Origin of the sequence: Pseudomonas sp. BF-R-30 (assembly GCF_019956175.1) — a bacterium.
GTDB classification, from domain to species: domain Bacteria; phylum Pseudomonadota; class Gammaproteobacteria; order Pseudomonadales; family Pseudomonadaceae; genus Aquipseudomonas; species Aquipseudomonas jessenii.
The window spans coordinates 23,027-36,260 of record NZ_JAHBDE010000005.1; the positions used below are offsets into that span (position 1 = coordinate 23,027).

Here is a 13,234-nt window from a genome sequence, read left to right on the forward strand (position 1 = left end):
GCAGCAGCGGATAGGAATGCGGAGAAAGTAGATGAGCGCGCTCTATATGATTGTCGGCACCCTGGTCGCTCTGGGTGTGCTGGTTACCTTCCACGAGTTCGGCCATTTTTGGGTCGCGCGTCGCTGTGGGGTCAAAGTGCTGCGTTTCTCCGTAGGCTTCGGCATGCCTTTGCTGCGTTGGCACGACAAGCAGGGCACCGAATTTGTCGTCGCCGCCATCCCGTTGGGCGGCTACGTCAAGATGCTCGACGAGCGCGAAGGTGAAGTACCGCTCGATCAGCTTGATCAATCCTTCAATCGTAAATCCGTTCGTCAGCGCATTGCCATCGTAGCGGCGGGGCCGATTGCCAACTTCCTGCTGGCATTGGCGTTCTTCTGGGTATTGGCAATGCTCGGCAGCGAGCAGGTGCGTCCGGTCATCGGCGCTGTCGAGTCCGGGAGTATTGCGGCCAAGGCAGGTTTGAGCCCCGGCCAGGAAATCGTGGCCATTGATGGTGAGGCGACTTCCGGCTGGGCTGCGGTGAACCTGCAGCTGGTGCGTCGCCTGGGCGAAAGCGGTTCGTTGCAGATAGTGGTGCGCGAACAGGGTTCCACGGCCGACTCTCCTCGTGAACTTGTGCTGGACAAGTGGCTCAAAGGGGCTGACGAGCCCGACCCTATCCATTCGTTGGGGATTCGTCCGTGGCGTCCGGCATTGCCGCCTGTCCTGGCCGAACTCGATCCAAAGGGGCCGGCCAAGGCTGCCGGCCTGAAGACCGGTGACCGGTTGCTCGCGCTCGATGGTCGTACGCTCGATGACTGGCAGCAGGTTGTCGATACCGTCCGTATGCATCCTGATACCAAAATCATGCTGCGGGTTGAGCGCGACGGTGCTCAGATCGACGTCCCGGTAACACTTGCCGCTCGTGGCGAGAGCAAGTCACCCAGCGGTTATTTGGGGGCAGGGGTGAAAGCGATCGACTGGCCGCCGGAGATGATCCGCGAGGTCAGCTACGGGCCATTGGCAGCAATTGGCGAGGGGGCTCGACGCACCTGGACCATGAGCGTGTTGACCCTCGATTCACTGAAGAAAATGTTGTTCGGCGAGCTCTCGGTAAAAAACTTGAGTGGACCGATAACCATTGCTAAAGTGGCGGGCGCTTCGGCCCAGTCGGGTGTTGCTGATTTCCTGAATTTCCTTGCTTATCTGAGTATTAGCTTGGGCGTTCTGAATTTGTTGCCCATTCCGGTACTGGATGGGGGGCATTTGTTGTTTTATCTGATCGAGTGGGTGCGTGGTCGTCCCTTGTCAGATCGGGTGCAAGGTTGGGGGATACAGATCGGTATCAGTTTGGTGATCGGGGTGATGTTGCTTGCTCTGGTTAATGATCTGGGTCGACTGTAACGCTTCGCTGAATTGCGAATCTGCCGCATTTTGCGGCAGTTTGTTTATTGCCAGTTGGAATAAGAAAGGACTTCATGAAACGTCTGCTGCTAACTGCGGTTCTCACCGTATTGATGATCGCCGAAGTTCACGCCGAGTCCTTCACTATCTCTGATATTCGCGTCAATGGCCTCCAGCGGGTCTCCGCGGGTAGCGTCTTTGGTGCTTTGCCGTTGAACGTCGGTGAACAGGCGGATGATCGTCGCCTGGTGGAATCCACTCGTGCGTTGTTCAAAACCGGTTTCTTTCAAGATATCCAGCTGGGCCGCGATGGCAACGTCCTGGTCATCACGGTAGTCGAGCGCCCGTCGGTCGCCAGTATCGAGATCGAAGGCAACAAGGCGATCTCTACCGAAGACCTGATGAAAGGCCTCAAGCAATCCGGTCTGGCCGAAGGCGAGATCTTCCAGCGTGCCACCCTCGAAGGTGTGCGTAACGAGCTGCAACGTCAGTACGTCGCCCAGGGTCGCTACTCGGCTACCGTCGACACCGAAGTGGTGCCGCAGCCGCGTAACCGCGTCGGCCTGAAGGTCAACATCAACGAAGGCACCGTTGCGGCTATCCAGCACATCAACGTGGTGGGCAACACGGTCTTCCCTGACGAAGACCTGATCGACCTGTTCGAACTCAAGACCACCAACTGGTTGTCGTTCTTCAAGAACGACGACAAGTACGCCCGTGAAAAGCTGTCCGGTGACCTGGAGCGCCTGCGTTCCTACTATCTGGACCGTGGCTACATCAACATGGATATCGCTTCGACTCAGGTCTCCATTACGCCAGACAAGAAACACGTCTACATCACCGTCAACGTCAACGAAGGCGAGAAGTACACCGTTCGTGACGTCAAGCTCAGCGGTGACCTGAAAGTCCCTGAAGACCAGATCAAGTCCCTGTTGCTGGTGCAAAAAGGCCAGGTGTTCTCGCGCAAGCTGATGACCACCACCTCCGAACTGATCACCCGTCGCCTGGGTAACGAGGGTTACACCTTCGCCAACGTCAACGGTGTGCCTCAACCGCACGACGAAGATCACACCGTAGACATCCTGTTCGCGGTCGATCCGGGCAAGCGTGCCTACGTGAACCGCATCAACTTCCGTGGCAACACCAAGTCCGAAGACGAAGTGCTGCGTCGTGAAATGCGTCAGATGGAAGGCGGCTGGGCTTCCACTTACCTGATCGACCAATCCAAGACCCGTCTTGAACGTCTGGGCTTCTTCAAGGAAGTCAACGTTGAGACCCCGGCCGTGCCGGGTGTCGATGACCAGGTGGACGTCAACTACAGCGTTGAAGAACAAGCCTCCGGTTCGATTACCGCCAGCGTCGGTTTCGCCCAGAGCGCCGGTCTGATCCTCGGTGGTTCGATCACCCAGAACAACTTCCTGGGTACCGGTAACAAGGTCAGCGTCGGCTTGACCAAAAGCGAATACCAGACCCGCTATAACTTCGGCTTTGTCGACCCCTACTGGACCGCCGACGGCGTGAGCCTGGGTTACAACGCGTTCTACCGCACGACTGACTATGACGAGCTCGATACTGACATCGCCAGCTACGCCGTAGACAGCCTGGGTGCAGGCGTGAGCGTTGGCTACCCGATCAGCGAGACTTCGCGTCTGACCTTTGGCCTGACGGCTCAGCAGGACGAGATCAAGACAGGTGTGTACACCGTTGACGAGATCTTCGACTTCGTTAACAAGGAAGGCGACAAGTACCTGAACTTCAAGGCTTCGGCCGGTTGGTCCGAGTCCACCCTGAACAAGGGTGTGCTCGCTACCCGTGGTCATTCCCAGAGCCTGGTGCTGGAATCCACGATTCCAGGCAGCGACCTGTCGTTCTTCAAGCTCGACTACCGTGGCCAGTTGTTCCAGCCATTGAGCGAGAACTACACCATGCGCCTGCACACCGAGCTGGGTTATGGCGATGGCTACGGGTCGACGGATGGCTTGCCATTCTATGAAAACTACTATGCTGGTGGTTTCAACTCGGTTCGTGGCTTCAAGGACAGCACTCTGGGGCCTCGCAGTACACCAAGTACCGGCAAGAACCCTGGTACAGCGGTCGATCCGGACCAGGATCCGCTGCCGTTCGGTGGTAACGTCCTGATCCAGGGTGGTGTGGAGGTTCTGTTCCCGCTGCCGTTCATCAAGGATCAACGCTCCCTGCGGACCTCGGTATTCTGGGATGTGGGTAACGTGTTCGATTCATCTTGCTCGGATACCACAAACGCGGATGGCTCGAAGTCCAACACCAAGTGCAACGATATCAGTCTGAGCAACATGGCCAGTTCCGTCGGTGTGGGTGTGACCTGGGTCACCGCACTGGGTCCTCTGAGTTTCGCCCTGGCCATGCCAGTCAAGAAACCGGATGACGCTGAAACTCAAGTGTTCCAATTCTCTCTCGGCCAGACGTTCTAAGCGTCTGACCCAGATAACGACAATGAATTTTGTAGGGGTGCATCGTGCGTAAGTTGACTCAATTGGTTCTCCTGGCCAGCGTACTGGTCGCTGGTCCGGCGTTCGCCGACATGAAAATTGCTGTTCTGAACTATCAGATGGCTCTGCTGGAGTCCGACGCGGCCAAGAAATACGCCGTGGATGCCGAGAAGAAGTTCGGTCCTCAGCTGACCAAGCTCAAGACGCTGGAAAGCAGCGCCAAGGGCATTCAGGACCGCCTGATGGCCGGTGGCGACAAAATGCAGCAGGGCGAGCGCGAGCGTCTGGAGCTTGAATTCAAGCAAAAGGCCCGTGACTTCCAGTTCCAGTCCAAGGAACTGAACGAAGCCAAAGCCGTTGCCGACCGTGAAATGCTGAAGCAGCTCAAGCCGAAACTGGACAGCGCTGTGGAAGAAGTCATCAAGAAAGGTGCTTTTGACCTGGTCTTCGAGCGTGGCGCAGTGATTGATGTCAAGCCTCAGTACGACATCACTCGCCAGGTTATCGAGCGCATGAATCAGCTGAAGTAACTATGACCGCGACTATAAAGCTCGGCCAATTGGCCGAGTTCCTCGGCGCCACGCTACGTGGCGACCCGGAGAAAGAAATTACTGGGCTAGCCACTTTGCAAGAGGCTGGCCCAGCTCAGTTGAGCTTTCTCGCAAACCCTCAATACCGTAAGTACCTGGCAGATAGCCAGGCCGCAGCTCTGTTACTGAAGGCTGCTGATGCCGAAGGTTTTGCCGGTAATGCGCTGATGGTGCCTGATCCGTATCTGGCCTACGCGCGTGTTTCCCACCTGTTCGATCCAAAGCCGAAAGCGGCTGCCGGCATTCACCCGACAGCCGTTGTGGCCGAGGACGCGGTGGTTGACCCGGCTGCGAGTATTGGTGCCTTTGCGGTGATCGAAAGCGCGGCACGTATTGCTGCGGGTGTGACCATCGGTGCGCATTGCTTCATCGGTGCCCGTTGCGAAATTGGCGAAGGCGGCTGGCTGGCCCCGCGGGTCACGCTGTACCACGACGTGCGCATCGGCAAGCGTGTGGTCATTCAGTCAGGTGCCGTGCTTGGTGGCGAAGGTTTCGGTTTTGCCAATGAGAAAGGTGTCTGGCAGAAAATTGCCCAGATCGGTGGTGTGTTGGTCGGTGACGATGTAGAGATTGGCGTGAATACCGCTATCGACCGCGGCGCATTGGCCGATACCGTTCTCGGTAATGGTGTGAAGCTCGACAACCAGATCCAGATCGCCCACAACGTTCAGGTCGGTGATCACACCGCCATGGCCGCCTGCGTCGGGATCTCCGGCAGCACCAAAATCGGCAAGCATTGCATGCTCGCTGGCGGTGTAGGGCTGGTGGGGCATATCGAAATTTGCGACAACGTTTTCATCACCGGAATGACCATGGTGACCCACTCGATTACCGAAAAGGGTTCCTATTCTTCCGGAACGGCAATGCAGCCAGCAGCCGAATGGCGCAAAAGCGCGGCTCGCATCCGTCAGCTCGATGACATCGCGCGGCGCCTGCGACAGCTGGAAAAGCGTGTAGGGGAAGTGACCCCTGACGGTAATGCTTCATCAGATGGCTGATACCATTTCCATATCAAGTGTGCACAGCCGTTAGACGGCCTGCTTGATTTGCTAGAGGGGCGTGTGTCAGTCGTGCGCTCCCAATCTTTACATAGGCTTCCCCCCGAAATGATGGACATCAACGAGATTCGCGAATACCTGCCTCACCGTTACCCGTTCCTGCTGGTGGACCGGGTAGTGGAGCTGGATGTTGAAGGCAAGCGCATTCGCGCCTACAAGAATGTCAGCATCAACGAACCGTTCTTCAATGGTCACTTCCCTGCGCATCCAATCATGCCGGGCGTATTGATCATCGAGGCAATGGCTCAGGCTGCCGGGATCCTTGGTTTCAAAATGCTTGACGTGAAACCGGCTGACGGCACGCTCTATTACTTCGTCGGGTCCGACAAGCTGCGCTTCCGCCAGCCGGTTTTGCCGGGCGATCAGCTGATCCTTGAGGCCAAGTTCATCAGCTGCAAGCGTCAGATCTGGAAGTTCGAGTGCCAGGCTTCGGTCGATGGCAAGCCTGTCTGCTCGGCTGAAATCATCTGTGCGGAACGCAAGCTATGAGTTTGATTGACCCTCGTGCAATCATCGATCCGGCAGCCGTTCTGGCTGACGGCGTCGAAGTCGGCCCGTGGTCGATCGTCGGCGCAGGTGTGGAAATCGGCGAGGGGACAATCATCGGGCCACACGTGATTCTCAAGGGCCCGACCCGAATCGGTAAGCACAATCGCATCTACCAGTTTTCCTCGGTGGGCGAAGACACACCCGACCTGAAGTACAAGGGCGAGGAAACCCGCCTGGTGATCGGTGACCACAACGTCATCCGTGAAGGTGTGACGATTCACCGTGGCACCATCCAGGACCGCTCGGAAACGACCCTGGGCGACCACAACCTGATCATGGCCTATGCCCACATAGGCCACGACAGCGTTATCGGCAACCATTGCATCCTGGTGAACAACACCGCACTGGCGGGCCATGTGCATGTGGAAGACTGGGCGATCCTTTCCGGTTTTACCCTGGTTCACCAGTATTGCCACATTGGCGCCCACAGCTTTTCAGGTATGGGTACAGCGATCGGCAAGGATGTTCCTGCGTATGTCACGGTGTTCGGCAACCCAGCCGAAGCCCGGAGCATGAACTTCGAGGGCATGCGCCGTCGGGGCTTCAGCGAAGATGCGATCCACGCGCTGCGTCGTGCCTACAAGGTGGTGTACCGCCAGGGCCTGACCGTGGAGCAGGCGCTCGCCGAACTGGCGGAGCCATCTGCGCAGTTCCCGGAAGTAGCGGTGTTCCGTGACTCCATCCAGTCTTCGACCCGCGGCATCACCCGCTAACCATGGCCAATCTGCGTATTGCGCTGGTAGCGGGTGAGGCTTCCGGTGACATTCTGGGTGCGGGTCTCATGCGCGCGCTCAAGACTCGCCACCCGGCGGTCGAGTTCATCGGTGTCGGTGGTCCGTTGATGCAGGCTGAAGGCCTGACCTCGTATTTCCCGATGGAGCGTCTGTCCGTCATGGGCCTGGTGGAAGTGCTGGGCCGATTGCGCGAGTTGCTGGCTCGGCGCAAGAAGCTGGTCGCCGACCTGATCGACGCGAAACCCGATGTATTCATCGGTATCGACGCGCCGGACTTCAACCTCAATATCGAACTCAAGCTGCGCCAGGCCGGGATCAAGACGGTGCATTACGTCAGCCCGTCGGTTTGGGCCTGGCGTCAGAAACGCGTGCTGAAGATTCGCGAAGGCTGCGACCTGATGCTCACGCTGTTCCCGTTCGAAGCCAGATTCTACGAAGAGAAAGGCGTGCCGGTGCGTTTCGTCGGCCATACCCTGGCCGATGCCATTCCACTGCAGGCCGATCGCGCTGCTGCGCGGGCCGAACTCGGTTTGCCTGACGGGCCGCTGGTGGCGTTGATGCCAGGCAGCCGTGGCGGTGAAGTTGGCCGGCTCGGTTCATTGTTTCTCGATACGGCGCAGCGCCTGCGGGCATTGCGCCCGGGGGTGCGGTTTGTCATGCCGTGCGCCAGTGCGCAACGTCGCGCACAGCTCGAAGAACTGTTGGCCGGTCGCGATCTGCCGCTGACCCTGCTCGACGGGCAATCTCATCTGGCCCTGGCAGCGTGCGATGCGGTGTTGATCGCCTCCGGTACCGCGACGCTTGAAGCGCTGCTGTACAAGCGACCGATGGTGGTCGCCTATCGCCTGGCGCCGCTGACGTTCTGGATTCTCAAGCGCATGGTGAAAAGCCCCTACATTTCGTTGCCGAACCTGTTGGCCCAACGTCTGTTGGTGCCCGAGTTGTTGCAGGACGATGCCACGGTCGAAGCGCTGGCCCAGACCTTGTCGCCACTGATCGAGGATGGGGAAGAGCAGACCCGCGGTTTTGACGAGATTCACCGGACCCTGCGTCTGGATGCCTCCAACCAGGCTGCGGACGCAGTGCTGAACCTGATCGGCCAAGTAAAATGAGTAAAACGAATATGCAGATGGGGCTGGATTTCACCTTGGTCGCTGAAATCGAAGAGTTGGTTGCCGGTGTCGATGAGGTGGGTCGCGGTCCGCTCTGTGGTGCGGTGGTGACAGCGGCGGTGATCCTCGATCCGAACCGTCCGATCCTCGGCCTGAATGACTCGAAGAAACTCACCGAAGCCCGTCGCGAAAAGCTCTACGACGAAATCTGCGAAAAAGCCCTGAGCTGGTGCATCGCTCGCGCCGAAGTCGAAGAAATCGACGAACTGAATATCCTGCACGCCACCATGTTGGCCATGCAGCGCGCGGTCGCCGGGCTGCACGTTCAGCCGAAGCTGGCGATGATCGACGGTAATCGTTGCCCGAAACTGCCGATGCGCTCCGAAGCCGTGGTCAAGGGCGATAGCAAGGTTCCAGCCATCGCCGCCGCATCGATTCTGGCCAAGGTCAGCCGTGATCGTGAAATGGCCGCGTTCGAATTGATCTACCCGGGTTACGGCATCGGCGGGCACAAAGGCTACCCGACGCCTGTTCATCTGGAAGCGCTTGCACGGCTTGGGCCGACCCCGATTCATCGGCGTTCGTTTGCCCCGGTGCGGCTGGCGTATGAGGCGCTAGAGAGCGCCGTAGAGAGTTAGTCGCAAGGCTGATTTTTTTTACCAAGGCCCGGTACAATCCGGGCCTTGTTGTCTTCATGTTTATAGACAGGATCACTATGCCGGCTTCATTCGTTCACCTACGCCTGCACACTGAATACTCTCTGGTCGACGGTCTGGTGCGGATCAAACCGCTGGTCAAGACCCTGGTGGGCATGAACATGCCTGCCGTGGCGGTCACCGACCAGAACAACATGTGTTCCCTGGTCAAATTCTATAAAAACGCCATGGGTGCCGGGATCAAGCCGATCTGCGGCGCCGACCTGTGGCTGTCGAACAAGGATCCGGACAACCCCCTGAGCCGGATCAGCCTGCTGGTGATGAACGCCGAAGGCTATCGCAACCTCACCGAACTGATTTCCCGCGGCTTTATCGATGGTCAGCGCAACGGCGCGATCATCATCGAGCGCGAATGGGTCGCTGAAGCCAACTCGGGCTTGATCATGCTGTCGGCGGCCAAAGAAGGCGAGATCGGCCAGGCCATGCTCAGCGGCAACCCCGCCGAGGCCGAAACCCTGGCCCGCGAATGGATGGACGTGTTTCCGGATCGTTTCTATCTGGAAATCCAGCGCACCAACCGCCCCAACGATGAAGAACAACTGCACGGTGCCGTGGCCCTGGCCGAGAAGCTCGGTGCGCCGCTGGTGGCGACCAACGACGTGCGCTTCATCAAGCAGGAAGACTTCGCTGCCCACGAAACCCGCGTTTGCATCGGTGAGGGCCGCGCCCTCGACGATCCGCGGCGTTCGAAGAATTACAGCGATCAGCAGTATCTCAAAAGCGCCGAGGAAATGGCCGAGCTGTTCAGCGACATTCCCGAAGCGCTGGAAAACACCGTCGAGATCGCCAAGCGCTGCAACATTGAAGTGAAGCTGGGCACGCACTTCCTGCCCAACTTCCCGATCCCCGATGGCATGACCATCGACGAGTACTTCCGCAAGGTGTCCTTCGACGGTCTGGAAGAGCGCCTTGCCGTTCTGCTGCCCAAGGACACCACCGAAGACTACGAGGCCAAGCGCCAGGTCTATGTCGACCGGCTGAATTTCGAGCTGGATATCATCATCCAGATGGGGTTCCCCGGTTACTTCCTGATCGTGATGGACTTTATCCAGTGGGCCAAGAACAACGGCGTACCGGTGGGTCCTGGCCGTGGATCGGGTGCCGGGTCGCTGGTGGCCTATGTGCAGAAGATCACCGACCTCGACCCGCTGGAATATGACCTGCTGTTCGAACGATTCCTCAACCCGGAACGGGTATCCATGCCCGACTTCGACGTCGACTTCTGCATGGACGGTCGCGACCGGGTAATCGACTACGTAGCCGAGAAGTACGGCCGCAACGCCGTGAGCCAGATCATCACCTTCGGTTCCATGGCGGCAAAGGCGGTGGTCCGCGACGTGGCGCGGGTGCAGGGCAAGTCCTATGGCCTGGCGGATCGTCTGTCGAAGATGATTCCGTTCGAAGTCGGCATGACCCTGGAAAAGGCCTATGAGCAGGAAGAGATCCTGCGCGATTTCATCAAGGTCGATGAAGAGGCCGCAGAAATCTGGGAGATGGCCCGCAAGCTCGAAGGCGTTGTGCGTAACGTCGGCAAGCACGCCGGTGGTGTGGTAATCGCCCCGACCAAGCTGACCGACTTCTCGCCGATCTATTGCGACGAAGCCGGTGATGGCCTGGTAACCCAGTTCGACAAGGATGACGTCGAGGCGGCCGGCCTGGTGAAGTTCGACTTCCTCGGCCTGCGGACCCTGACGATCATCGACTGGGCGCTGAAAACGATCAACCGCGACCGTGCCAAGGTCAACGAACCGCCGCTGGATATCGCGTTCATCCCGCTGGATGACAAACCGACCTACACCTTGCTGCAAAAAGCCGAAACCACGGCGGTGTTCCAGCTTGAATCCCGGGGCATGAAGGAGCTGATCAAAAAGCTCAAGCCCGACTGCCTGGAAGACTTGATCGCACTGGTGGCACTGTTCCGTCCGGGCCCGCTGCAATCGGGCATGGTGGACGACTTCATCAACCGTAAGCACGGTCGCGCCGAGCTGGCGTATCCGCACTCGGACTACCAGTACGAAGGCCTCAAGCCGGTACTGGCACCGACTTACGGCATCATCCTGTACCAGGAACAGGTGATGCAGATTGCCCAGGTCATGGCCGGTTACACCCTCGGTGGTGCGGACATGCTGCGTCGAGCCATGGGTAAGAAAAAACCCGAGGAAATGGCCAAGCAGCGCGGTGGCTTCATTGAAGGTTGCGCCACCAACAATATCGACGCGGACCTCGCCGGTAACATTTTCGACCTGGTGGAAAAATTCGCCGGTTACGGCTTCAACAAATCCCACTCCGCCGCCTATGGCCTGGTGTCGTACCAGACCGCATGGCTGAAGGCGCACTACCCGGCGCCGTTCATGGCCGCGGTACTCTCTGCGGATATGCACAACACCGACAAGGTCGTGACCTTGATCGAAGAAGTGCGGACGATGAAGCTGCGTCTCGACGCGCCGGACGTGAACACGTCCGAGTTCAAGTTCACGGTGAACGACGAAGGCCGGATCATTTACGGCCTGGGCGCCATCAAGGGCGTGGGTGAAGGTCCGGTCGAGGCGATCACCGAAGCGCGTCTGGCCGGTCCGTTCAAGGATCTGTTCGATTTCTGCGCACGGGTCGACCTCAAGCGCATCAACAAGCGCACCCTCGACGGTTTGATCCGCAGCGGCGCCCTGGATCGCCTCGGGCCGTATTTCCACGACGAGCAGAAAGCCTACCAGGCCAACATCGACCGCAATCGCGCGGTGCTGCTGACGGCCATGGAAGAGGCGATCAAGGCGGCCGAACAGACCGCGCGCACCCAGGACAGCGGTCACTCCGACCTGTTTGGCGGTCTGTTTGTCGAAGAAGACGCCGACGTCTACGCCAATCACCGCAAGGCCAAGGAACTGACCCTCAAGGAGCGCCTGAAGGGGGAGAAAGATACCCTCGGCCTGTACCTGACCGGTCACCCGATCGACGAGTACGAAGGTGAAATCCGTCGCTTCGCCCGCCAGCGCATCATCGACCTGAAACCGGCGCGTGATACCCAGACCGTTGCCGGGATGATCATCGCCTTGCGGGTGATGAAGAACAAAAAGGGCGACAAGATGGGGTTCATCACCCTCGACGACCGCTCCGGACGAATCGAGGCCTCGCTGTTTTCCGAGGCGTTCCATTCCGCGCAATCGTTGTTGCAGACCGACGCGATGGTGGTGGTCGAAGGCGAGGTCAGCAACGACGACTTCTCCGGTGGCCTGAAATTGCGGGTCAAGCGGGTGATGAGCATGGAGGATGCGCGCACCAATCTGGCCGAAAGCCTGCGCCTGAAGTTGCATACCAAGGACCTCAAGGGCGATCAGCTACGCTGGCTGGGTGAACTGTTGAAGCGTCACCGCGGCGCGTGCCCGATCACCTTGGACTACACCAGCCCCGATGCGAAGGCCTTGTTGCAGTTCGGCGAAGGCTGGCGAATCGATCCGGCGGATGCGTTGATTCAAGCCCTGCGTGACCAGTTCGGGCGAGACAACGTCTTCCTCCAATACCGTTGACGGTCAGTGCTATCAGATTGCCCTGACCTTGACCTGAATTTTTAATCTCGACCTCAACGCGCCTGTCCCTTAAGGTAGGGCGCGAATAGACAACCGGCCGGCCCAAGAACCCTTGGGACTCGACCCAAGACGGACGCCTATGAACCCGAATTTTCTAGATTTCGAACAGCCGATCGCCGACCTGCAAGCCAAGATCGAAGAGTTGCGCTTGGTCGGTAATGACAATTCGCTGAATATCGGCGATGAGATCTCCCGCCTGCAGGACAAGAGCAAAACGCTGACCGAAGACATCTTCGGCAAGCTGACCAGCTGGCAGATCGCACGTCTGGCGCGTCACCCGAAACGTCCGTATACCCTGGACTACATCGAACACATCTTCACCGAGTTCGACGAACTGCACGGTGACCGTCACTTCTCGGACGACGCTGCCATCGTTGGCGGTATTGCCCGTCTGGACGACAAGCCGGTGATGATCATCGGTCACCAGAAAGGCCGTGAAGTGCGCGAGAAAGTTCGCCGCAATTTCGGCATGCCGCGTCCGGAAGGCTACCGCAAGGCTTGCCGCCTGATGGAAATGGCCGAACGTTTCAAAATGCCGATCCTGACCTTCATCGACACTCCGGGCGCTTACCCTGGCATTGACGCTGAAGAGCGCAACCAGAGCGAAGCGATTGCCTGGAACCTGCGTGTCATGGCCCGCCTGAAAACCCCAATCATCGCCACCGTGATCGGTGAGGGTGGTTCCGGTGGTGCACTGGCGATCGGTGTCTGCGACCAGTTGAACATGCTGCAATACTCCACCTACGCGGTGATTTCGCCGGAAGGTTGCGCTTCGATTCTGTGGAAAACCTCCGAGAAGGCACCGGATGCCGCAGAAGCGATGGGCATCACCGCCGAGCGCCTCAAAGGCCTGGGCATCGTGGACAAGGTGATTGGCGAGCCACTGGGCGGCGCGCACCGCGACCCGGCCGCCGCAGCCGCATCGATTCGCGCCGAGCTGAGCTCGCAACTGGCGATGCTGAAGAAGTTCGATAACGACGCGCTGCTCAAGCGCCGCTACGATCGACTGATGAGCTACGGTCTCTAAGCCGTACACGCAGTG

10 protein-coding genes are annotated in these 13,234 nt (G+C 58.7%); all 10 read left to right on the forward strand.

The window, feature by feature from the left end:
• Positions 1-31: 31 nt before the first annotated feature.
• Positions 32-1,384 carry a sigma E protease regulator RseP gene (rseP, locus tag KGB20_RS03580; protein ID WP_150812906.1) on the forward strand — a complete coding sequence of 451 codons (1,353 nt, stop codon included), beginning with the start codon at positions 32-34 and terminating at the stop codon, positions 1,382-1,384.
• Positions 1,385-1,458: 74 nt separating this feature from the next.
• Positions 1,459-3,834 carry an outer membrane protein assembly factor BamA gene (gene bamA / locus KGB20_RS03585; protein WP_057716169.1) on the forward strand — a complete coding sequence of 792 codons (2,376 nt, stop codon included), beginning with the start codon at positions 1,459-1,461 and terminating at the stop codon, positions 3,832-3,834.
• A gap of 44 nt (positions 3,835-3,878) precedes the next feature.
• Positions 3,879-4,382, forward strand: coding sequence for an OmpH family outer membrane protein (locus KGB20_RS03590; protein WP_007990260.1), 504 nt, complete (start codon positions 3,879-3,881; stop codon positions 4,380-4,382).
• A 2-nt stretch (positions 4,383-4,384) separates the two neighbouring features.
• Positions 4,385-5,440 carry a UDP-3-O-(3-hydroxymyristoyl)glucosamine N-acyltransferase gene (gene lpxD / locus KGB20_RS03595; protein WP_090453388.1) on the forward strand — a complete coding sequence of 352 codons (1,056 nt, stop codon included), beginning with the start codon at positions 4,385-4,387 and terminating at the stop codon, positions 5,438-5,440.
• Positions 5,441-5,548: 108 nt separating this feature from the next.
• Positions 5,549-5,989 (forward strand): 3-hydroxyacyl-ACP dehydratase FabZ, encoded by a 441-nt coding sequence (gene fabZ / locus KGB20_RS03600; protein ID WP_007978374.1) that lies wholly within the window; start codon positions 5,549-5,551, stop codon positions 5,987-5,989.
• Complete coding sequence (lpxA, locus tag KGB20_RS03605; protein WP_150812908.1) at positions 5,986-6,762, forward strand: acyl-ACP--UDP-N-acetylglucosamine O-acyltransferase; 777 nt, start codon at positions 5,986-5,988, stop codon at positions 6,760-6,762. The genes fabZ and lpxA overlap by 4 nt, the downstream gene beginning before the upstream one ends.
• A gap of 2 nt (positions 6,763-6,764) precedes the next feature.
• Positions 6,765-7,895: a lipid-A-disaccharide synthase gene (gene lpxB, locus KGB20_RS03610; protein WP_150812909.1), complete on the forward strand. Its 1,131-nt coding sequence runs from the start codon at positions 6,765-6,767 to the stop codon at positions 7,893-7,895.
• Between the two features lie 11 nt (positions 7,896-7,906).
• On the forward strand, positions 7,907-8,533 hold the full coding sequence (gene rnhB / locus KGB20_RS03615; RefSeq protein WP_150812975.1) for a ribonuclease HII: 627 nt from the start codon (positions 7,907-7,909) through the stop codon (positions 8,531-8,533).
• A gap of 77 nt (positions 8,534-8,610) precedes the next feature.
• Positions 8,611-12,132 carry a DNA polymerase III subunit alpha gene (gene dnaE, locus KGB20_RS03620; RefSeq protein WP_057716164.1) on the forward strand — a complete coding sequence of 1,174 codons (3,522 nt, stop codon included), beginning with the start codon at positions 8,611-8,613 and terminating at the stop codon, positions 12,130-12,132.
• A gap of 139 nt (positions 12,133-12,271) precedes the next feature.
• A complete protein-coding gene (locus KGB20_RS03625) occupies positions 12,272-13,219 on the forward strand; it encodes an acetyl-CoA carboxylase carboxyltransferase subunit alpha (RefSeq protein WP_057716163.1) in 948 nt (315 codons plus the stop codon).
• Positions 13,220-13,234: the final 15 nt, after the last annotated feature.